General features: G+C 69.3%; 27 protein-coding genes. 7 read left to right on the top strand and 20 right to left on the bottom strand.

What is annotated here, in order from left to right:
* The first annotated feature begins 11 nt into the window (after window positions 1-11).
* Window positions 12-476: a hypothetical protein gene (locus tag ASD59_RS00525; RefSeq protein WP_055826726.1), complete on the top strand. Its 465-nt coding sequence runs from the start codon at window positions 12-14 to the stop codon at window positions 474-476.
* Here ASD59_RS00525 and arfB read toward each other — a convergent pair whose 3' ends face one another.
* From arfB to ASD59_RS00485, 8 genes are all read right to left on the bottom strand, one after another.
* Complete coding sequence (arfB, locus tag ASD59_RS00520; RefSeq protein WP_156376866.1) at window positions 477-881, bottom strand: alternative ribosome rescue aminoacyl-tRNA hydrolase ArfB; 405 nt, start codon at window positions 879-881, stop codon at window positions 477-479.
* Entirely contained in the window at window positions 878-1,336 is a 459-nt protein-coding gene (locus ASD59_RS00515; protein WP_055826720.1) for a YaiI/YqxD family protein, read from the bottom strand. Before ASD59_RS00515 ends, arfB begins: the two co-directional genes overlap by 4 nt.
* 96 nt (window positions 1,337-1,432) lie before the next feature.
* The gene (locus tag ASD59_RS00510) at window positions 1,433-2,788 is read right to left on the bottom strand and encodes an amidohydrolase family protein (protein ID WP_055826717.1); all 1,356 of its coding nucleotides are present in this window, start codon (window positions 2,786-2,788) and stop codon (window positions 1,433-1,435) included.
* Window positions 2,788-4,284: an amidohydrolase gene (locus ASD59_RS00505; protein WP_055826709.1), complete on the bottom strand. Its 1,497-nt coding sequence runs from the start codon at window positions 4,282-4,284 to the stop codon at window positions 2,788-2,790. Before ASD59_RS00505 ends, ASD59_RS00510 begins: the two co-directional genes overlap by 1 nt.
* A gap of 83 nt (window positions 4,285-4,367) precedes the next feature.
* Complete coding sequence (locus ASD59_RS00500; RefSeq protein ID WP_055826706.1) at window positions 4,368-4,646, bottom strand: DUF167 family protein; 279 nt, start codon at window positions 4,644-4,646, stop codon at window positions 4,368-4,370.
* Window positions 4,647-4,679: 33 nt separating this feature from the next.
* A complete protein-coding gene (locus ASD59_RS00495) occupies window positions 4,680-5,195 on the bottom strand; it encodes a DUF1993 domain-containing protein (protein WP_055826704.1) in 516 nt (171 codons plus the stop codon).
* Window positions 5,196-5,202: 7 nt separating this feature from the next.
* Complete coding sequence (locus tag ASD59_RS00490) at window positions 5,203-6,132, bottom strand: electron transfer flavoprotein subunit alpha/FixB family protein (RefSeq protein ID WP_055826700.1); 930 nt, start codon at window positions 6,130-6,132, stop codon at window positions 5,203-5,205.
* Window positions 6,132-6,896 carry an electron transfer flavoprotein subunit beta/FixA family protein gene (locus ASD59_RS00485; RefSeq protein ID WP_055826694.1) on the bottom strand — a complete coding sequence of 255 codons (765 nt, stop codon included), beginning with the start codon at window positions 6,894-6,896 and terminating at the stop codon, window positions 6,132-6,134. Before ASD59_RS00485 ends, ASD59_RS00490 begins: the two co-directional genes overlap by 1 nt.
* A gap of 122 nt (window positions 6,897-7,018) precedes the next feature.
* On the opposite strand from ASD59_RS00485, the gene ASD59_RS00480 reads away from it, so the two are divergent.
* Window positions 7,019-7,351, top strand: coding sequence for a hypothetical protein (locus tag ASD59_RS00480; RefSeq protein ID WP_055826690.1), 333 nt, complete (start codon window positions 7,019-7,021; stop codon window positions 7,349-7,351).
* 145 nt (window positions 7,352-7,496) lie between these two features.
* On the opposite strand, the gene ASD59_RS00475 is transcribed toward ASD59_RS00480, so the two are convergent.
* From ASD59_RS00475 to ahcY, 3 genes are all read right to left on the bottom strand, one after another.
* Entirely contained in the window at window positions 7,497-8,069 is a 573-nt protein-coding gene (locus ASD59_RS00475) for a cob(I)yrinic acid a,c-diamide adenosyltransferase (protein WP_055826687.1), read from the bottom strand.
* A gap of 5 nt (window positions 8,070-8,074) precedes the next feature.
* The gene (locus tag ASD59_RS00470; RefSeq protein ID WP_055826683.1) at window positions 8,075-8,281 is read right to left on the bottom strand and encodes a twin transmembrane helix small protein; all 207 of its coding nucleotides are present in this window, start codon (window positions 8,279-8,281) and stop codon (window positions 8,075-8,077) included.
* 111 nt (window positions 8,282-8,392) lie between these two features.
* Window positions 8,393-9,784, bottom strand: a complete 1,392-nt coding sequence (ahcY, locus tag ASD59_RS00465; RefSeq protein ID WP_055826678.1) for an adenosylhomocysteinase — start codon at window positions 9,782-9,784, stop codon at window positions 8,393-8,395.
* A 162-nt stretch (window positions 9,785-9,946) separates the two neighbouring features.
* On the opposite strand from ahcY, the gene ASD59_RS00460 reads away from it, so the two are divergent.
* The 3 genes from ASD59_RS00460 to ASD59_RS00450 are packed head-to-tail and all read left to right on the top strand — an operon-like array spanning window position 9,947 to window position 12,731.
* Window positions 9,947-11,284, top strand: coding sequence for an amidohydrolase family protein (locus ASD59_RS00460; RefSeq protein ID WP_235561685.1), 1,338 nt, complete (start codon window positions 9,947-9,949; stop codon window positions 11,282-11,284).
* Between the two features lie 42 nt (window positions 11,285-11,326).
* Window positions 11,327-12,322, top strand: a complete 996-nt coding sequence (bioB, locus tag ASD59_RS00455; RefSeq protein ID WP_055826671.1) for a biotin synthase BioB — start codon at window positions 11,327-11,329, stop codon at window positions 12,320-12,322.
* Between the two features lie 34 nt (window positions 12,323-12,356).
* Entirely contained in the window at window positions 12,357-12,731 is a 375-nt protein-coding gene (locus ASD59_RS00450; protein WP_055826668.1) for a hypothetical protein, read from the top strand.
* Window positions 12,732-12,779: 48 nt separating this feature from the next.
* On the opposite strand, the gene ASD59_RS00445 is transcribed toward ASD59_RS00450, so the two are convergent.
* The gene (locus ASD59_RS00445; protein ID WP_055826665.1) at window positions 12,780-13,754 is read right to left on the bottom strand and encodes an ABC transporter ATP-binding protein; all 975 of its coding nucleotides are present in this window, start codon (window positions 13,752-13,754) and stop codon (window positions 12,780-12,782) included.
* 101 nt (window positions 13,755-13,855) lie between these two features.
* Between ASD59_RS00445 and ASD59_RS00440 the strand changes: the two genes are divergently transcribed.
* Window positions 13,856-14,095 (top strand): zinc-finger domain-containing protein, encoded by a 240-nt coding sequence (locus tag ASD59_RS00440; RefSeq protein ID WP_055826662.1) that lies wholly within the window; start codon window positions 13,856-13,858, stop codon window positions 14,093-14,095.
* 4 nt (window positions 14,096-14,099) lie between these two features.
* Here ASD59_RS00440 and ASD59_RS00435 read toward each other — a convergent pair whose 3' ends face one another.
* The 5 genes from ASD59_RS00435 to ASD59_RS00415 are packed head-to-tail and all read right to left on the bottom strand — an operon-like array spanning window position 14,100 to window position 16,711.
* Complete coding sequence (locus tag ASD59_RS00435; RefSeq protein ID WP_055826660.1) at window positions 14,100-14,753, bottom strand: glutathione S-transferase family protein; 654 nt, start codon at window positions 14,751-14,753, stop codon at window positions 14,100-14,102.
* 2 nt (window positions 14,754-14,755) lie between these two features.
* Complete coding sequence (locus tag ASD59_RS00430) at window positions 14,756-15,220, bottom strand: SRPBCC family protein (RefSeq protein ID WP_055826656.1); 465 nt, start codon at window positions 15,218-15,220, stop codon at window positions 14,756-14,758.
* Entirely contained in the window at window positions 15,217-15,879 is a 663-nt protein-coding gene (locus tag ASD59_RS00425; protein WP_055826653.1) for a dihydrofolate reductase family protein, read from the bottom strand. The genes ASD59_RS00430 and ASD59_RS00425 overlap by 4 nt, the downstream gene beginning before the upstream one ends.
* On the bottom strand, window positions 15,876-16,367 hold the full coding sequence (locus ASD59_RS00420; protein ID WP_055826650.1) for an SRPBCC family protein: 492 nt from the start codon (window positions 16,365-16,367) through the stop codon (window positions 15,876-15,878). Before ASD59_RS00420 ends, ASD59_RS00425 begins: the two co-directional genes overlap by 4 nt.
* Complete coding sequence (locus ASD59_RS00415; RefSeq protein ID WP_055826647.1) at window positions 16,364-16,711, bottom strand: ArsR/SmtB family transcription factor; 348 nt, start codon at window positions 16,709-16,711, stop codon at window positions 16,364-16,366. The genes ASD59_RS00420 and ASD59_RS00415 overlap by 4 nt, the downstream gene beginning before the upstream one ends.
* Window positions 16,712-16,820: 109 nt before the next feature.
* Between ASD59_RS00415 and ASD59_RS00410 the strand changes: the two genes are divergently transcribed.
* Window positions 16,821-17,198 carry a hypothetical protein gene (locus ASD59_RS00410; protein WP_055826644.1) on the top strand — a complete coding sequence of 126 codons (378 nt, stop codon included), beginning with the start codon at window positions 16,821-16,823 and terminating at the stop codon, window positions 17,196-17,198.
* Between the two features lie 158 nt (window positions 17,199-17,356).
* Here the strand turns inward: ASD59_RS00410 and ASD59_RS00405 are convergent, their stop codons facing one another.
* The 3 genes from ASD59_RS00405 to ASD59_RS00395 all read right to left on the bottom strand — a co-directional run bounded on the left by ASD59_RS00405 (window position 17,357) and on the right by ASD59_RS00395 (window position 20,180).
* Complete coding sequence (locus ASD59_RS00405) at window positions 17,357-18,346, bottom strand: hypothetical protein (protein WP_055826642.1); 990 nt, start codon at window positions 18,344-18,346, stop codon at window positions 17,357-17,359.
* 101 nt (window positions 18,347-18,447) lie between these two features.
* A complete protein-coding gene (locus ASD59_RS00400; RefSeq protein WP_055826639.1) occupies window positions 18,448-19,239 on the bottom strand; it encodes an ABC transporter permease in 792 nt (263 codons plus the stop codon).
* Window positions 19,236-20,180 (bottom strand): ABC transporter ATP-binding protein, encoded by a 945-nt coding sequence (locus ASD59_RS00395; protein ID WP_055826630.1) that lies wholly within the window; start codon window positions 20,178-20,180, stop codon window positions 19,236-19,238. The genes ASD59_RS00400 and ASD59_RS00395 overlap by 4 nt, the downstream gene beginning before the upstream one ends.
* Window positions 20,181-20,223 lie beyond the last annotated feature (43 nt).

Here is a 20,223-nt window from a genome sequence, read left to right as displayed (position 1 = left end):
AGACGACCCCCATGAAGCCGCTTTTGATCGCCGCCGTCCTTCTGCTCGTCCCCGCCGCGGCCCAGGCCCAGGTCGCCGCAGCCGCCATTCCGAACAGTTTCGATCGTCCGGCGACGCAGCCCCGGCAGGCCGCGCCCGCCGCCGCCCCGGCAGCCGCCGCCGCGCCCGCGATGGCGACCACGCCCGCCAATCCCAAATCCGAAGAGGTCCTGCGCGAGATCATCGCGGGCGGTCAGGCCGGCGCCCTTCCCTATGCGCTGATGACCGACGACCTCGCCGCCAAGGTGCGCGAGCAGGAGGCCGCGGTGCTGCCGGTCCTGCAGGGCCTCGGCGCGATCCAGGCGCTGGACTTCGTGGGCAACCGCGAGGGCGCCGATCTGTTCGCCGTCACCTTCGCCACCGCCGCGACCCAGTGGATCATCGGCTTCGACGAGAGCGGCAAGGTCGCCGCCCTGCTGTTCCGCCCGGCGACCTGATCAGTCGTCGGCGCCGGGCCGTCCGCGCCCGCTCTTGATGGTCGACCGCTTCGCCTTGCCCTCCAGCCGCCGTTCCTTCGAGGCGCGGGTCGGTTTGGTCGGTACGCGATACACCGGCGCGATCGAGGCCTTGTCGACCAGACCCTGCAGCCGCTCGATGGCGTCGGCCCGGTTGCGTTCCTGGGTGCGATAGCGGACGGCGGTGATCAGGATCACCCCGTCCAGCGTCAGCCGGCTGCCCGCCAGCTTCATCAGCCGCGCCCGCACCGGCTCGGTCAGCGAGGGGGAGTTGCGGGCGTCGAACCGCATCTGCACCGCGGTCGAGACCTTGTTGACGTTCTGCCCGCCCGGCCCGCCGGCGCGGAAGAAGCGGAACTCCAGCTCGCTCTCCGGGATGACCATCAACGGACTACCCGCTTCGCCCGCACCACGGCCTGATCCAGCGCCTGCAGGAAGGCCGAGCGATCCTTGGGTCCGAACGGCGGCGGACCCGAGGTCGCCACCCCCATCGAACGCAGATGCTCGCCCACCATCCGCCCGGCCAGGGCCGAGCCGATGGAGTCCGGCGTGAACGGCTGACCGTTCGACTTCAACGCCTGCGCCCCGGCCTTCAGACAGCGGTCGGCCAGCGGAATGTCGGCCGTGATGACGATGTCGCCCGGCCCGGCCCGCTCGGCGATCCAGTCGTCGGCGATGTCGGGGCCCGCGTCGACCACGATCTGCTCGATCCACTTTTCGCGCGGCGTGTTGATCCAGCTGTTGGACACCACGAACACATGCAGGCCGTATCGCGCCGCCACGCGATAGACCTCGTCCTTCACCGGACAGGCGTCGGCGTCGATGAAGATGCGGGGGGTCATGAAGGTTCTAGGGGCTAGGTTCTAGGGGCTAGGTAGGCAGCAGGGCGAACTGCTCCAAGCATACTTCCCTAGAACCTAGAACCTAAAACCTGGTCCCTACCGGCCGTAGGCCGGCGGCATCGCCCCTTCGCCGCCCGTCGCATAGCGGTCGCGCAGCAGGAACTGGCGGCTGGTCGGGGCCTGTTCGGCGCCGCCGATGAAGATGGTCTCGGCGATGCTCAACGGCTCCAGCGGATCGCCGGACCAGACCACCACATCGGCCGCCGCGCCCGCGCGCAGCTCGCCGAACTGGCCGGCCATGCCGAAGATCCTGGCCGGATTGACCGTGATCGCCTCGATCGCCGCCTCGTACGGCAGGCCATGCGAAACCGCGTTGCCGGCGTTGTAGCGGGTCTCGCGGGCGCGGTGGATCGAGCCCTCGTTGCCCTTGATGGCGATGACCACCCCGGCGGCGTCCAGCACGGCCGCGTTCTGCATCCGCACGGCCCGGGTCTCGAGATTGCCGGGCAGGTTCGCGATCGGGTTGAGCAGCACGGGCGCGCCCGCCGCCACGATCTGGTCGGCGACCAGCCAGCCCTCCTCGGCGCCGTCGAGGATGACCTTCACCCCCTCCTCGCGCGCCAGCCGCAACACCTGCTGGATGTCGGCCGCGCGGTGCACGGTGACGATCAGCGGCAGGGTCCCGTTGGCGACCGGGATCAGGGCCTCCAGATCGGCCCGCGACAGGCTGAGGTCGCGCAGGCCGGCCCGGTCATAGGCGGCCTTGTTGCGCGCATAGAGACGCACCTCGGCGAGGGTTTCCTTGAACTGGGTGAACTCGGCCCCGCGCGCGCCGCCCGAGACGCCGGCGCCAGCCTCGCCGAACGGGGCGACCATGGCCACGCGCGGCTTGACGAGGATGTCGGTCCCCTGCGCCAGATGGATGATCGCCGCCTGACCCGCGAACAGGCTGGGCGCCTGCAGGCCGGCCGGGCCGACGCCCGCGAAGTCCGCATCGCCGTCGTCCCGGTGATTGCCGCCGGCGCCGCCCGGATGGCCGGGCACGACGATGGCGCGGGTGATCCCGCCCAGACGGGCGACCGGCAGGGTGAAGGACCAGGGGTCGAGGCCGTAGCTGACGTCGAACGAGGCGCTGATGGTGTTGGCGCCGTTGGTCTGGTCGTCCGACCCGCCGACCGACGAGATTTCCGAGGCCCCGAGGCCGCTGTCCACGGCGACGAAGCCGGGGGCGACCACCTTGCCGCGGGCGTCGATGACGCGCGCGCCCGACGGCGCGGCGCCGGTCCCGACCGAGACCACCCGGCCGTTCTGGATCACCACCGTCCCGTTCTCGATGACGGAGGACCCCGTGAGCACCCGCCCGCCGGTGATGGCGGTCAGGGACTGGGCGAGGGCCGGGGTGGTCAGGGCGCCGGCGCAGACGGCGCCGAGGATGAGGTTCCTGAGGCGCATCAGCGGGCTCCCTGCGGGACGTTGGCGGCGGACAGGCCGAAGCCGGGCTGGCCCAGCTCATAGTCGGACAGCGGCTGATAGGCCGGGTTCATGCGGTCGAAGCTCAGGCCGCCGTCGATGAAGACCTGGTCGGCGCGGGCGTAGACGCTGAACGGATTGGCGCTCCAGATCACGACGTCGGCGCGCTTGCCGGCCTCCAGCGATCCGGTCTGGTCGGCGATGCCCAGGGACCGGGCCGGGTTCAGGGTGATCCAGCTGATCGCCCGCTCCTCGGAGATGTTCATCCCCATGCGGCGGCCGGCGGCGAGGCCGGCGGCCGCCTCCTGGTTCAGGCGCTGGGTCAGCTCGGCGTCGTCCGAGTGGATGACGGCGCACGATCCCTGCGGCGCGTCGACCAGGGCGGCGTTGGCCTCGACCGCGTCGAGGGCCTCCATCTTGAAGCCCCACCAGCCGGTCCACATGTCGGCGCAGATGCCCTCGCGGGCCAGCAGCGGCGCGACCTTGTAGGCCTCGATGGCGTGGTGGAAGGCGGTGATGCGGTAGCCGAACTCCTTGGCGATATCGATCATCACCGCCATCTCGTCGGCGCGGTAGCAGTGGTTCTGCACCAGCACCGAGCCGTCCAGCACCCCCGCCAGGGTCTCGAGCTGAAGGTTGCGGGTCGGCGGCGAGCCCTCGCCGTCGTCACGCCACTTGTCCCACTTGGCCTTGTATTCGCGGGCCGCGATGAAGGCGGCGCGATAGCCGGCGACATTGCCCATGCCGGTGGCGGGCGAGGTGTTGCGGCCGCCGTAGACACGCGACGGGTTCTCGCCGCAGGCCATCTTCAGCCCGTAGGGCGCGCCCGGCATCTTCATGCCCTGCATGGTCACCGACGGCACATTACGCACCGTCACGCCGCGGCCGCCGAACAGGTTCGCCGAGCCGGGCAGGATCTGGAGCGTGGTCACCCCGCCGGCGCGGGCGGCGTTGAAGCCGGGATCCTGGGGCCACAGCGAATGCTCGGCCCAGACCTGGGCGGTGTTCGGATTGGTCGCCTCGTTGCCATCGCTCATGCCCTGCACGCCCGGCGAGGGATAGACGCCGAGGTGCGAGTGCACGTCGATGATGCCCGGCGTCACGAACCGCCCGCGCGCATCGACGACGCGGTGTCCGCCGGGGACCGGGGTCGAGGCGTCGCCGACCGCGGCCACCTTGCCGTCGGTGACGATGACCACGCCGTTCTCGATCTTGCGGCCCGCGCCGTCGAAGACCGTGCCGCCGACGATGGCCATGTTCTCGCGCGGCAGGCCGCGATAGGTCGAGGGGAAGGGATCGGGGTTGGCCGCATGGTCCAGCCCCCGCGCCAGAGGCTCGCGCGCCTCCTCGTCGGACGACCCGTTGGCGTCGGACGCGTCGTCGCCCCCGGTGGTGGCGCAGGCCGACAGGGCCAGAGAGCCCGCGAGCACGCAGGCGAGAACGGCGAGGCTGGAACCCCGCAAGGCGTGAAGTCTCATCGAACGCTCCCCTGATGCGCCCGCTGGCGCATGTCGGGGCGGATTACAAAAGGCTCCGGCGCGTCCCGTCAAAGCCGGAAACATTACAAACCGGTAAGGCGGGCGCGGATCTCGTCGTTGGACAGGCCCGCGATGTCGATCATCTTGGTTCGGGACTGTCCCCCGCGCTGCAGGCTCACCGCGGATTTCGGTACAGCCAGGGCCTTGGCCAACAGTCTGGCAAGGGCCTCATTGGCCTCCCCCTCGACCGGCCGGGCGCGCACCCGGACCTTGAGGACGGGCCGGCCGTCGGCGTCCACGTCCCAGCCATCGATGCGGTCGGCGGACGCGCCGGGTGTCAGGCGGACGGCGAGATTGGCCATGGCGGAGGAAGACCGGATGGGCGGTGGGCTCAGCTAGCCGAGCCCCGCAGGGAACATGTCCACCTTGCCCAGCGGCACGCCGTTGGCGCGGAGGATCGCGTAGACCATCGCCAGATGGAAGTTGATGTTGGTGGCCGCGAACACCGTCAACCATTTGGCCGCCGGGAAGGTGGGCGCCATGCCCGGCATGATTTCAAAGGTCAGGGGCACGTCGTCACGGCCGTCGAACTGCTCCGGCGTGAGGCTCGCCAGAAAGGACTGGGCCGCCTCGAGACCGGCGTCGAAGCCAGCCACATCCAGATCGGGAGCCATCCCCTCCGGCGGCTCAAGCCCGGCAGCCCGCGCCGACCAGGTCCGGCTGAAATTGGCCACCACCATCAGCTGGAAGCCCAACGGGTGCATGTCCTCCGCGAGGCGCCAACCCAGCATCTCCTGCTCGGTGACGCCGGTGCTGGCGGCATGGGCGGCGCCCTTGGCGAGCAGATGCCTGGCGGCTCCGACCGACCGGGAGAAGAGATCGACGAATGTGTAGAGGTTGGTGGCTGCCACGGGAGTCCTAGCCCAGCGCAGCCATCAACTCCGGCACCACGACCTTGTAGTCGCCGACGATCCCGTAGTCCGCGACCTGGAAGATCGGGGCGTCGGCGTCCTTGTTGATGGCGACGATGATCTTGGAGTCCTTCATCCCGGCCAGATGCTGGATGGCGCCCGAGATGCCGATGGCGATGTAGAGGGCCGGGGCCACCACCTTGCCGGTCTGGCCGACCTGGTAGTCGTTCGGCGCATAGCCGGCGTCCACGGCGGCGCGCGAGGCGCCCACGGCGGCGCCCAGCTTGTCGGCCAGCGGGTCCATGACGGCGTGGAACTCCTCGGCCGAACCGAGGGCCCGGCCGCCCGAGACGACGATCTTCGCCGCGCCCAGTTCCGGGCGGTCGGACTTGACCATCTCCTCGCTGACGAAGGCGGCCTTGCCGGCGTCCGCGCCCGCGACGGTCTCGACCGAAGCCGAGCCGCCTTCAGCGGCGGCGTCGAAGCTGGTCGGCCGCACGGTGATGACCTTCTTCGCGTCGCCCGACTGGATCGTCTCCAGCGCATTGCCGGCGTAGATGGGGCGCACGAAGGTGTCGTTCGACACGACCTCGATGATGTCCGAGATCGGCGCGACATCCAGCTTCGCCGCAATCCGGGGCATGAAATTCTTGCCGTCGGTGGTGGCCGGCGAGAGGATGGCGTCATAGCCGCCGGCCAGACCGGTCACGGTCGCCTCGACCGCCTCGGCCAACTGGTGGCCCAGGCCGGCGCTTTCGGCCAGCAGGACCTTGCGCACGCCGGCGATCTTCGCGGCGGCGTCGGCGGCGGCCTTCGAACCCTGACCGATGACCAGAACGTCCACATCGCCCGACAGCTTCAGGGCGGCGGTCACGGTCTTGTGGGTGGTGTCGCGGACGGTGTCGCCGTCGCGGTCGGCGATAACGAGAACGGCCATTACAGGACCCCCGCGGTCTTGAGTTTCGCAACCAGTTCGGCGGCGTCGGCCACCTTGATCCCGGCCGAGCGCTGCGGCGGGGCCGTGACCTTGACCACCTTCAGGCGCGGCGCCGTGTCGACGCCGTAGTCGGCGACCGCCTTGACCGCGATCTCCTTCTTCTTGGCCTTCATGATGTTGGGCAGGGAGGCGTAGCGCGGCGTGTTCAGCCGCAGGTCGACCGACACCACCGCCGGCAGGCTCGCCGCCAGGGTCTGCAGTCCGCCGTCGACTTCGCGCGTCACCGTCGCCTTGCCGTCGGCCAGAACGATCTTGCCGGCGAAGGTGGCCTGGGGCCAGTCCAGCAGGGCGGCCAGCATCTGGCCGACCGCATTGTTGTCGCCGTCGATCGACTGCTTGCCCAGCAGGACCAGATCCGGCTTCTCCTCGTCGACCACGGCCTTCAGCAGCTTGGCCACCGCCAGCGGCTCCAGATCGGCGTCCGACTGAATCAGCAGGCCGCGATCCGCGCCCATGGCCAGGGCCGTGCGGATGGTCTCCTGGGCCTGGGTGACGCCGATGGAGACGACCACGATCTCGCTGACCGTACCGGCCGCGTGATGCTCCTTGCCCTCCTTCATGCGCACGGCCTCCTCGACGGCGATCTCGTCGAACGGATTCATGCTCATCTTGACGTTGGCCAGATCAACGCCGGTCTGGTCCGCCTTGACGCGAGCCTTGACGTTGTAGTCGATCACCCGTTTGACGGGGACGAGAACCTTCATTGTGCTATCCACGAAAGCGCCGGAATGTTGCGTCAGGGAATGGTACGCCGCATCCGGCCTGTCAACGTAACGCCGCGTCAACGGAGCCGATCCTCCGTCCCGCCCAGCCTCGGAACGCCTCCATGCATCGCCTCCTGACCATGAAACGGCTCAGCGTCCTGTTCCTGTCGATCTTCGCCGTGCTGCTGGCTGGCATGTTCGCCTATGAGAACCTGGTCATCGCGCCGGGCGACCGCTGCGAGGAAGGCGGCAAGTGGTGGGATCCGCGGGGCCGGGTCTGCGCCCAGCCCGTCTCCATCGCCGAGATCACGGGCCGCCCCAACCCCGGCGAGCGCGCGGCGGCCTCGGCCGAGAAGAATCGCGAACTGGTGGCGATCGAGGACTCCCTGGCCGCCCAGCAGAAGGCCCGGGACGCGGACGCCGACCGCCAGCGCGCCGCCCTGGCCGCGCAATAGGCGGCATCCGAAGACCTGCGTCCGGATCTGACGCATCCGCATGCTTCACTGACCGCGACCCTTCAGCTGCGGTCTTTGACAATCGAATACGGCCAGCCGGTGAACGGACTATCTGGACGATCTGGACGGTGTTTTTTTTGACCGTCTAGCGGGTCGCCCCGGGCTTCCACTTCACATCGTCCGCCCCGTTGGCATTGGCCCGGCGGGCGGCGACGAACAGATGGTCCGACAGCCGGTTGAGATAGCGGATCGACGCCGGCGTCGCCGCCTCGCCTGCTTCCATCAGACGCACCGCCTCGCGCTCGGCCCGGCGCGCCACGGTGCGGGCCAGATGCAGATGCGCCGACAGCGGCGATCCGCCCGGCAGGATGAAGCTGTCCAGTTCCTTCAGGCTCTCGTTCATCCAGTCGATCTCGGCCTCAAGCCGCTCGACCTGGCTGTCGAGGATGCGCAGGGCCTCCCATTTGGGCGGCGGGTCCAGCGGCGTGGCCAGGTCGGCGCCGAGGTCGAACAGTTCGTTCTGGATGCGGCCCAGCATGGCGTCGATGCGGTCGTGCTGGCCCGAATGCTGCCGCGCCACGCCGATGACGGCGTTCAGCTCGTCCACGGCCCCATAGGCCTCGACCCGCGGGTTGCTCTTGGACACCTTCGCGCCCGAGGCCAGCCGCGTCTCGCCGCCGTCTCCCGTCTTCGTATAGATGCGGTTCAGGACGACCATGGCGCCTAGGCCCCGTGCGTGGATTTCCACCACATCCCGATGACCAGCAGCACGATCGCCAGCGCCTGCAGCGCGACTCTCAGCCGCATCAGCTTGTTGGAATGCGACCGTGCGAAGTCGCCGCCCCGGTACAGGGAATAGATGCCGAACCCGAGGGTCACGGCCACCGCCGCGATCGCCAGCAGGATCAGGATGTTCAGTACGTCGCCCATGCCGGCAATCTAGAGCCCGCCGCCGTCCGAAGCCAGCGCCCGGGGCGGCCCGCAACGAAAAGGGCCCGCGGCCAGTTGGCGCGGGCCCCTCGGGTCTCTCGGCCCTTCGGCCTAGTAGCGGTAGTGGTCCGGCTTGAACGGGCCTTCGGTCGGGACCGAGATGTAGTCGGCCTGTTCCTTCGAAAGCGTCGTCAGCTTCGCGCCCAGCTTGCCCAGGTGCAGCATGGCGACCTTCTCGTCCAGGTGCTTGGGCAGGGTGTAGACTTGGTTCTCGTAGGATTTGGCGTTGGTCCACAGCTCGATCTGGGCCAGCGTCTGGTTGGTGAAGGACGCCGACATCACGAACGAGGGGTGACCCGTGGCGTTGCCCAGGTTCACCAGACGGCCTTCCGACAGCAGGATGATCTTCTTGCCGTCCGGGAACTCGACGTGGTGGACCTGCGGCTTGATCTCGTCCCACTTGAAATTCTTCAGGCCCGCGACCTGAATCTCGGAATCGAAGTGGCCGATGTTGCAGACGATGGCGTTGTTCTTCATCGCCCGCATGTGCTCGACGGTCAGGACGTCCTTGTTTCCCGTGGCGGTGACGAAAATGTCGGCTTCGCCGGCCACGTCCTCGACGGTCACGACCTCATAGCCTTCCATGGCGGCCTGCAGGGCGCAGATCGGATCGACCTCGGTGACCTTCACCCGGGCGCCGCCCTGGCGCAGCGAGGCGGCCGAGCCCTTGCCCACGTCGCCATAGCCGCAGACCACGGCGACCTTGCCCGACAGCATCACGTCGGTGCCGCGGCGGATCGCGTCGACCAGCGATTCACGGCAGCCGTACAGGTTGTCGAACTTGGACTTGGTGACGCTGTCGTTGACGTTGATGGCGGGGAACGGCAGGTCGCCCTTCTTGGCCATTTCGTACAGGCGGTGGACGCCGGTGGTGGTCTCTTCCGACACGCCGCCGATGGCGTCGCGGATCGCCGAATAGAAGCCCGGCTTCTCGGCGATGTAGCGCTTCATCACCTTGAAGAGGGCTTCCTCCTCCTCGTTCTGCGGGTTGGCCAGCAGCGACAGGTCCTTCTCGGCCTTGGGCCCGAGCACGCACAGCAGGGTGGCGTCGCCGCCGTCGTCGAGGATCAGGTTCGGATAGCCGCCGTCGGCCCATTCGAAGATCTTGTGGGCATAGTCCCAGTACTCTTCCAGGGTCTCGCCCTTGGTGGCGAACACCGGGGTGCCGTTGGCGGCGATGGCGGCCGCGGCGTGGTCCTGGGTCGAGAAGATGTTGCACGAGGCCCAGCGGACCTCGGCGCCAAGGGCCTCCAGCGTCTGGATCAGCACGGCGGTCTGGATGGTCATGTGCAGGCTGCCGGCGATGCGCGCGCCCTTGAGGATCTGCTGGCCGCCGAACTCTTCACGCAGGGCCATCAGGCCCGGCATTTCGGTTTCGGCGATGGCGATTTCCTTGTTGCCGAACGGGGCAAGCGAGATGTCGCGGACGATGTAGTCGGTCATGGAGCGGGCTTTCCGGGAGATTGTTCGGGCGGCCTATAGACCGGTCCCGGCTCCGGAGCAAGAAACACATAAGGATATCTTTATGTGTTTACCGATGAAGGCTGCTCTGGCGCAACGGCGTCGACTGCGCTCAACATGGCGGCGGATCAGGAGAGGGTGACGATGAACAGACCGATGGCGAGCCTCGGCGGCGTGGCGATTCTGGCCCTGACGGCGGCGGCGGCGAACGCCCAGCCCGCGCCTGCCGTGTCCGAACCGGGACCGGTCACCCTGGTCCAGGCCGGCCGTCTGCTGGACCGGCCGGGTCAGGCCCCGCGCGGCCCCTCGACCGTGGTGGTGCGCGACGGGCTGGTCGTCGAGATCCGCGACGGCTTCGTCGACGCCTCGACCTTTCCCGGCGCCACCGTCATCGACCAGCGCGACCGCTTCGTCCTGCCCGGCCTGATCGACAGCCACGTGCATCTGGTGTCCGACCTCGGCGGCCAGGCGGGCTTTTTGTCGGGCATCACCGAGAACCTGCCGACCCACGCCTATCGCGCCGCCGAGAACGCCGAGAAGACGTTGATGGCCGGCTTCACGACCGTGCGGAACCTCGGGGATGACGGCGGCGTGACCCTGGCGCTGCGCGATGCGACGGCGGCCCATCGCCTGCCCGGACCGCGCATTGTCGATGCGGGGAACAGCATCTCGACGACCTCGGGGCACATGGACGGCCGTCTGGGTTTCAACGACGACCTCCGCGATGATATTCCGCACGACAATGTCTGCAACGGCCCGGAAAGCTGCCGCGAGGCGGTGCGCATCCAGGTCGGGCGCGGCGCCAACGTCATCAAGATCGCCACCACTGGCGGCGTGAACAGCCGCATCGGCGCCGGCGTCGGAGCCCAGATGTTCGAGGACGAGGCCCGCGCCCTTGTCGACACGGCGCATCTGTACGGCCTCAAGGTCGCGGTCCACGCCCACGGCGCCGACGGCATCAACCTGGCGCTGCGGATGGGAGCCGACTCGATCGAGCACGGCACCGTCTTCGACGACGAGACGATCCGCCTGTTCCGCCAGTCCGGCGCCTACTATGTCCCGACCCTGTCCACCGTGAACGGCTATATCGAGCGGCTGGCCGCTGATCCGAACGCCTATTCGCCCGAGGTCCTGCCCAAGATCCGCTGGCGCATTTCGATCACCGGCCAGTCCCTCCAGCGGGCTGTTCCCGCCGGGGTCAGGATCGCCTTCGGCACCGACGCCGGCGTGTCGAAGCATGGCCGCAACGCCGACGAATTCGCCCTGATGGTCCAGCACGGCATGACGCCGATGAGCGCGATCCAGGCCGCCACGGTCAACGCGGCGGACCTGCTGGGCCTGTCATCCGAGATCGGCTCGCTGGAGCCGGGCAAGCGGGCGGACCTCGTCGCCGTCGACGGCGATCCTCTGACGGACGTGACCGTTCTGACCTCGATGGACTTCGTCATGCGCGACGGCCGGGTCTACCGCGACGAGGACTAGGCGGGCTTGGCGGAACGGAATGGGGGAGCTAAGCACGGCTTCATGACCGCCAGCCCCTCGACGCCCCGCCACGACTGGACCCTGACCGAGGTCGAGGCGCTGTTCGCCCGCCCCTTCATGGACCTGGTGTATGACGCCGCCACGGTGCACCGCGCATGGTTCGATCCGTCGGAGGTGCAGAAGAGCCAGCTGCTGTCCGTCAAGACGGGCGGCTGCGCCGAGAACTGCGGCTACTGCTCGCAGTCGGCCAGTTTCGACACGGGGCTGAAGGCGGAAAAGCTGATGGACGCGACCGCCGTCCTTGCCGAGGCCATGGCGGCGAAGGCCGGCGGGGCCAGCCGGTTCTGCATGGGCGCGGCGTGGCGCGAACTGAAGGACCGCGACACGCCGAAACTGGCGACCATGATCGCAGGGGTGAAGGCGCTGGGCCTCGAGACCTGCGCGACGCTGGGCATGCTGACCGCCGACCAGGCGCGGCAGCTGAAGGCGGCGGGTCTCGATTTCTACAATCACAACCTGGATACGGGGCCGGAGTACTACGCCCAGGTGGTCACCACCCGGACTTATCAGGACCGGCTGGACACGTTGCGGCATGTGCGCGACGCCGGCATGAACACCTGCTGCGGCGGCATTGTCGGGATGGGCGAGACGCGGCGGGACCGGGCCAGCCTGCTGCATGCGCTGGCGACCCTGCCCGAACATCCCGACAGCCTGCCGGTCAACGCCCTGGTGCCGGTCACCGGCACGCCTCTGGGCGAGCGGATGCTGGCCGAGGGCCAGATCGATCCGATCGAATTCGTCCGCACCGTCGCCGTCGCCCGTCTGGTCTGCCCCAAGGCCATGGTGCGCCTGTCGGCCGGCCGCGAGACCATGAGCGCCGAGATGCAGGCCCTGTGCTTCCTCGCCGGCGCCAACTCCATCTTCGTCGGCGGCAAGCTGCTGACCACGCCCAATCCGGAACAGGACGAGGACGCGGCCCTGTTCGCCCTGCTGGACCTGAAGGCCATGGAAGCCCGGACGATCGAGGCGGCGGCGTAACCACGCCTTAAGCGCTCCGTGCCAGGGTCGGCGCATGGATCGCCGCGACCTCCTCGGACTGAAGACAACGACGCTCAGGACCAGCGAAGGCGCGGGCGCGCCCCAGGCCAGCTATCTGCGCCTGCCGACCATCACCGCCAACGTCATGCGCCCCGGCGGCCGGCGCGGCGTGATGACGGTCGAGACCGGGATCGACACCCCCGACGCCGCCCTGCGCGCCCGCGTGGCCCAGTCCGCGCCGCGGCTTCGCGCCGCCTACGCCGCGGTGGTGCAACAGTCGGCCGGCGCCCTGCTGCCCGGCGCGCCGCCCGACGTCGAACGTCTGGTCGCCCAGCTTCAGGCGGCGACCAATACGACCATGGGCCGGGCCGGCGCGCGCCTGCTCATCGGCACGGTGATGGTGGTCTGAGGGTCGCGCGTCGGCCGATACAATTGACCCGCGACAACCGCGACACGCTCAATCGTTCGTCGGACTGACCTGGTTCGCATCGCCATAGGTCAGCGCCAGGAAGACGTCCTCCAGGTCCGGGTCCTCGGTCACGATGTCGGCGATGGTCACGCCCGCGGCGCGCACCGCCGCCAGCACCTGTTCGACCGACGACTGGCCCTTCTTGTAGCTGATGGCGAAGGCGCCGTTGGGCCGGGCCACGACCTCGAACCCCCTGACCGCGGGCAGACCGTCCAGGGCTCCTTCGGGCGTCACCACGACGTTGCGGGTGTCCAGCCGGCGGAGCAGCTGCGGCGTCGGCTCGCAGGCCACGACCTCGCCGCGGTTCATGATGGCGATGGTGTCGCAGAGTTCCTGCGCCTCCTCCAGATAGTGGGTAGTCAGCAGCACGGTGACGCCCTCGGCGTTGATGCGCCGGACGTAATCCCACAGCTGACGGCGCAGTTCGACGTCGACACCCGCCGTCGGCTCGTCGAGGATCAGGATCGGCGGATTGTGGACCAGGGCCTTGGCCACCATCAACCGGCGCTTCATGCCGCCGGACAGGGCGCGGACATAGGCGTGAGCCTTGTCCGACAGGCCGAGCGCGGCCAGCAGTTCGTCGGACCGGCGCTCACTGGCCGGCACGCCATAGAAGCCGGCCTGGACCTCCAGCGCCTCGCGCGGGGTGAAGAAGACGTCGGCGACGATCTCCTGCGGCACCACGCCCAGGGCGGCGCGGGCGTCGCGCGGTTGCCGGTCGATGTCGCGGTCCCAGATCGAGACCGTGCCGCCGGTCTTGTTCACCACCCCGGCGAGGATGTTGATCAGGGTCGACTTGCCGGCCCCGTTGGGACCCAGCAGGCCGAACATCGACCCCCGCGGAATGACCAGATCGACGCCGCGCAGGGCCGTCTTCGGGGGCGCCTTCCCGGCGCCGGCGTAGGTCTTCTCCAGCCCGTGGATCTCGACGGCGTTGACGGGCAGGGCGACAGGCTCGGTCATGCAGGCGCTTTCAGGTATCGGAATGGCCCCGTTTGACGATATGGAGCGCGGGCGCATACCTATGCGCGCGCACCTGCCCCGCCAAGACCAGAGCTGAACGAATGCCGCCGCGCCATCCCGAAGCGATCATCCCGCCGCCCGAGGCCATCGTCGTCCCGACCAAGCGCGTGGCCTGCGACGGCGGCGGCGGAGCCCTCGGCCATCCCCTCGTCTACATGGACATGGGCGGCGAGGATTTCGTCGAATGCGCCTATTGCGACCGCCGCTTCGTACTCGACGCCCATCCGCGCCCCGAGAACGAATATTTCAGCCCCGCCGCGCGGCCGCCCGAGGCGCACTGATCCGCTAGTCTTCCGCAGGCGGCGCCGGCATCAGGTCGCCGAAGGGGGCGGCGTCCTCCAGCGCCCGAACGAACGAGGGCCGCGCCATCAGCCGCCTGTGCCACGCCCTCAGGCGCGGCCGATCGCCGAACGGGACCAGCCGCCGCGCATAGGTCAGGATGGGGGCGGCCCCGCAGTCGGCCAGGGTGAAGGCCTCGCCCGCGCCCCAGGTGCGCCCGTCCGACAGCCGCTGCTCCAGCCAATCCCACGCAGAGGTCAGAACACCCTCGTCCTGGGCGTCGCCATACGGATCCTCGTTCCCTGCGGGCCGGAATTTGCGCGGAATGATGCGGTTCATCGGCCCGCCGGCGTAGGTGTCCACGATCCGGTCGATCAGCCGCGCCTCCAGCGCCGCCTCCGGGTCGGTGGGGATCAGCCGCCCGCCGCCCGCCCTCTGGTCCAGATATTTGATGACGATGCTGGATTCGACGAGGCGGCGGTCGCCGTCGACGAGGACGGGCATCTTGCCGAAGGGCGAGACGGCGCGGAACGCGGCCATGCCCGCCTCGTCGGCCGCATCGACCAGCCGCAGATCGAATGGCAGGTCCAGCTCGTACAGCGCCACGGAGGCCTTCTGGCCGTAGGCGGCGTAGGGATGGGACCAGAGTTGCAGCGCCATGGTCAGGCCTCCTTGCCTTGGGACGCCAGCCAGGCGCCGAGTTGATCCAGGCCGGCGGCCGTGCCTTCCTCCCGCTCGGCCCAGCCGTCCTCGCCGAAATAGACGCCCTGCTCGTTGAAGGTCAGGAGCGTCCCTTCGCCGTCCGGCGTGAACTCCACGGTTCCCAGCGAGGCCGAGATCTTGCGCCCGCCCACGGACATGACGAAGGCGAAGACGAACCGGCTGTCCGGGACGATGTCCAGGTACCGACCGTCGAACAGATGCTCGACGCCGTCCAGGCCGCCGCCGCGGCTCATCTCACGGCCGCCGACATGGAAGTCCAGCTGCTCGATCACCGGCGCGCTGACCGCTTCACAGCCCATCCAGCGCTGCTTGATCTCCCGGTCCGCGAAGGCGGCGAAGACCCGTGTTGGCCGGGCGTCATAACGGCGGGTGACGGTGAAGGCGCCGAAGAAGAGTTCGCTCAAGGCCGATCCTCCCCGATGCGGGTGAGGATGAGATGGGTCGCCCTTTCGCCGGAGGTGCTGGAGGCGACCTGGTAGCCGAGGGCCGGCAGATCCAGACCCTGCCACAGCGGCTCGCCCCGGCCCAGAACCACGGGAGACATGGCCACATGCATCCGGTCGACCAGCCGGGCCCTCAGATACCGCCGGATCGTTTCCGCGCCGCCGCCAATGCGGACGTCCTTGCCGCCCGCCAGGGCCCGCGCCTTCTCCAGCGCCGCCTCGATCCCTCCGGTCTCGAAATGAAAGACCGTGCCGCCCTCCATCTCGATCGGGTCGCGGGGGTGATGGGTCAGAACGAGGACGGGCACATGATAGGGCGGCTCGGCGCCCCACCAGCCCTTCCAGCCGTCGTCCGGCCAGTCGCCCCGGCTCGGCGCGAACATGTTGCGCCCCATGATCCAGGCGCCCATCCCTTCCATGCTGCGGCGCGCGAAGTCGTTGTCCACGCCCTCCTCGCCCGCGGACTGGCCGAAGAGGGTGCGGAAGGTTTCGGTCGGATAGAACCAGTGATGCAGATTTTCTCCGCCCACGCCGAGGGGATGGTCGAGGCTCTGGTCGGGGCCGGCGCCGAACCCGTCGACCGAGACGCTGAAGGCGTCGACGCGCACCTTGCCGCTCATCGGTGGCCCTCCAGCTCGCGCCCCAGGGCTTCCAGCATTTCGGCGCAGCCCCGTTCGCGTTCGGTGATGTCGTCGGCCCCGTCGAGGAAGGCCCCCTGTTCCGTGTAGATCAGGCGCGTCCCCGAACCGTCCGGGACCAGTTCGGTCGTCGCCAGGGACGCGGAGGCGCGCTGCTTCCCGTCGCCGGCCATGCGACCCATGACATAGGACAGGATGATCCGCCGGTCCGGGACGATGTCCAGATAGTCGGTGTCGTTGAACCAGGTGTCGTTGCCCTCGTCGCCGAAGCGGAAGCGGCCGGTGAAACCGCCGCCGACGCGAAAATCCTGCGTCCATTCGTGAATGGTCCAGCCCTCGCCATCGGCGAACCAGCGGCGGAAGGCGACGGGGTCCGCGTGGGCGCGGAACACCCGCGCCGGCGAGGCGTCGTAGCGGCGCTCGACCGTGAAGGTCCCGTGCGCGACGGAGGGGCGGGCGGCGGCGGTCATTTCGGAAACTCCTCTTCGTCCCGGGTTTCGTCCAGAAAGACGCCGAGCCGGTCGAGACTGCGTTCGACCGACTGGCGGCGTTCGTTGATCCAGCGCTCGGCCGCGCCGAGGATCCGGGCGTCGACGCGGCAGGTCCGGACGCGCCCCGTCTTCTCCGAGGCCACCAGGCCCGACGCCTCGAGGATCTTCAGATGTTGCACCACCGCCGACATCGACATCGGCAAGGGCGCCGCCAGTTCGCTGACCGTGGCCGGACCGCGGGACAGACGCTCGACCATGGCCCGGCGGGTCGGGTCGGAGAGCGCCTGGAAGGCCGTGTCGAGGGGCGACTGATACTGAAGCATTCACTTAAGTATCAAATCCGGCAGCCTGGGGCAATCCCGTCCGGACAGGGCTAACGGGGCGTTAATCGACGCGGCGCAGGCTGGACCGCAGACCATTTCCGGAGGGCCGATGTCCACCATCCAGACCGGCGCCTATCGCCGCCAGCGCGATCATTTCGAGCCCCAGGACGCCGATCCCGCGGAACAGCGGCGGGTGCGCGGCCTGCTGGAGCAGATCGACTATTCCGCCTTCGTCGCCAATCGCGAGATCATCGGCCAGATGCTGCCGCGGGTCGACGCGCCGACCTTTCAGAAGCTGGCCATCATGACTGCAACGGCGCGGGGCAAATGGGTGGCGGAGAGCCTGCGCCAGTCCGAATCCGGCGCGCCCTCGACTCCGGACCAGATCGCCCGCCTGACCTCGGCCCGCACGGCCTATGAGGAGCTGGCCGAGGCCTATGAGGGCCTGCGCCGGATGGTCGAGCGCGGCTATATCGCCATCCGCTAGGCTTCGGCCCAGGCCGAAAAAGACGGTCTCATGCGTCTCATGCGTCTTTTCAGCCGGGAGGCGGCGCTCCCTGCGTTGGATTGTCAAAGACCGGCCCCGCAGGGTTCCGTCATGGAAGCATGCGTCTGCGTCAGATTCGGACGCAGGCGCGGTCCGGCCTAGCCGATCGGCTGGGGCCGCGTCGCGATCGGGGCGTCGGGATCGGCCGGCGGCCGCTCGGCCTCAGTCGGCGGCGGCCCAGCGGGCTGGACCGGGGCGATCTCGACCAGCGGCGCCGTGGCGATGGCCGGCGGCGGGGCGGCAGGCGCCGAAACCGGAGGCGTCCGGACGGGGGTCGCGGCGGCCGGACGCGGCGGGGTCGACGCGGCGGCGGGACGCGCGTCCGGTCGCGTCGTGACGGCCGAAGCGCGGACCGCGGCAGGTTCCGTGGCCGGGGCGGGGGCGGGGGCGGCTGAAGCCGGCGTCGCTTCGGGCGCGGACGCGGGCGCGACCGGACGCGCGGCCGCAGTGTCGGCCGGAGCCGCGAGGGCGGGCGTCTCCGCCGGAGGGGCGGGCGCGACGGCCGGGGAACGGGTCAGCATCCAGCCGCCCACGGCGACGACGGCGATCGCAGCGGCGGCGAGACCGCCGTACAGGGCCGTGCGGCCCGGGGCCTTTCCGCGGGCGCTGGCCGCCTGGAGAGCCGAGCCCGCCGCCGGCTCGATGGCGACAGGGCGCGGCGTCACGGGCGCCGCGGCGGCCTCAGGGACCGGCCGAGGCCCGGCTGGGGCCGACCGGGCCGGCGGCAGCGGCCTGACGGCGAGGTCAGGGGCGGGCGGAGTCTTGACGGGCGCTTCGACCGCCGCCGCCGCGACCGGTTCGGCTGGCGCAGCCGCGGGCGCGGCCGCTTCAGCCCGGGCGACGGGCGCGACCGGTTCCTGCGCCGGCCGGGGCGCCGCACGCGGGATCATGGATCCGCTGAAGATGCCCGGAGCCCCGGGGCGCGGCGCCGGTTGGGGCGCGCGCGGCGGCTCGGGGAGCGGCGGCAGGCGGTCGCCCTTCGGCAGCGGCCCGGCGCGGAACACGGTCGCGGGCGGCCGCCCCCAGACCACGGGACGGCGGAACGGCTCGGGCGTTCCGTTCAGGGGTTTGTCGGGCTCGGTGGACATTCGGGCTCCCGCGCCCCGTCGGGCGCGCTTCAACAACGCGGAGGCCCCGGTTTCGAGGCAGGGGCAAGGTGTCCGCCGATCTGGCCCGTTTCGTGACGGTCCTAGGTCTTGAGGCGATAGCCGGTCCTGAACATCCAGCCCACGACCGCGAGACAGACCAGCAGGAAGCCCAGGGTGGCGGCGAGACTGACCCCGATGCCGACGTCGCCCGAACCGTAGAAGGTCCAGCGGAAGCCCGAGATCAGATAGACCACCGGGTTGAACAGGGTGATCGTGCGCCACACCGGCGGCAGCATGTCGATCGAATAGAAGGACCCGCCGAGGAAGGTCAGGGGCGTCACCACCAGCATGGGGATCATCTGCAGCTGTTCGAAGCCGTCGGCCCAGATGCCGATGATGAAGCCGAACAGGCTGAAGGTGGTCGAGATCAGGATCAGGAAGGCCAGCATCTCGACCGGATGCAGGATCCGCAGCGGCACGAACAGGGCGGCCGTGGCCAGGATCACCAGTCCCAGCACCGCCGACTTGGTCGCCGCCGCCCCGACATAGGCGATGACGATCTCCAGCGGCGACACCGGCGCCGACAGCAGCTCGTAGATGGTGCCGGTGAATTTCGGGAAATAGATGCCGAAGCTGGCGTTGAAGATCGACTGGGTGAACAGGCTCAGCATGATCAGGCCGGGCACGATGAAGGCGCCGTAGGGCACGCCGTCGATCTCGGTCATGCGGCTGCCGATGGCCGAGCCGAAGACCACGAAATACAGGGCCGTGGTGATCACGGGGGTGACCAGCGACTGCCAGACGGTGCGCAGGGCCCGCGCCATCTCGAAACGGTAGATGGCCCAGACGCCGTAGCCGTTGAAGGCCAGGGCCCTGGAGGATTGACGGGTCATGCGGCGGCTCCGGTCGTCTTGTCGCTGTGGACCAGACTGACGAAGATGTCCTCCAGCGAGCTCTGGCTGGTGTGCAGGTCCTTGAAGGCGATGCCCAGGTCCGACAGCCGGCGCAGCAGCGACGGCACCCCGGTCTTCTCGAGGTTGGAGTCGAAGACGTATTCCAGCTCGTTCCCGTCGGCCTTCAGCGTCGGCGACCATTCGGCCAGCTCGGGCGGCAGGGCGGCAAGCGGTTCCTGCAGGTTCAGCGTCAGGGTCTTCCTGCCCAGCTTCTTCATCAGGGCCGAGGTCTCCTCGACCAGGATCAGTTCGCCCTTGAGGATCACGCCCACCCGGTCGGCCATCTCCTCGGCCTCCTCGATATAGTGGGTGGTCAGGATGATGGTGACGCCCCTGTCCCTCAGCCCGCGCACCAGGGCCCACATGTCACGGCGCAGCTCCACGTCCACGCCCGCCGTCGGCTCGTCGAGGAACAGGATATCGGGCTCGTGGCTGAGCGCCTTGGCGATCATCACCCGGCGCTTCATGCCCCCGGACAGGGTCCTGAGCTTGTCGTTGCGCTTGTCCCAGAGGCTGAGGTCGCGCAGCACCTGTTCGATGAAGGCGGGGTTCGGCGCCTTGCCGAACAGGCCGCGGCTGAACGTGACCGTGGCCAGCACCGTCTCGAAGGCGTCGGTGGTCAGTTCCTGCGGCACCAGGCCGATCTTCGACCGCGCCGCCCGATAGTCGGCCTGGATGTCGTGGCCGTCGGCCATCACCGTCCCGGTCGACGGGGTGACGATGCCGCAGACGATCGAGATCAGGGTCGTCTTGCCGGCGCCGTTGGGACCCAGCAGGGCGAAGATCTCGCCCTTGCTGATGGTCAGATCGATGGGTTTGAGGGCCTGCAGCCCGGACTTGTAGGTCTTGGTCAGACCCTGGATCGAGATCACCGGTTGCATGCACGCCCTCCGAACCGGTCCGCAGATATGCGTCCGTTGGCCG

It is taken from the genome of Brevundimonas sp. Root608 (assembly GCF_001427825.1).
Lineage (GTDB): Bacteria > Pseudomonadota > Alphaproteobacteria > Caulobacterales > Caulobacteraceae > Brevundimonas.
This window is presented reverse-complemented; position numbering and strand designations above follow the sequence as displayed.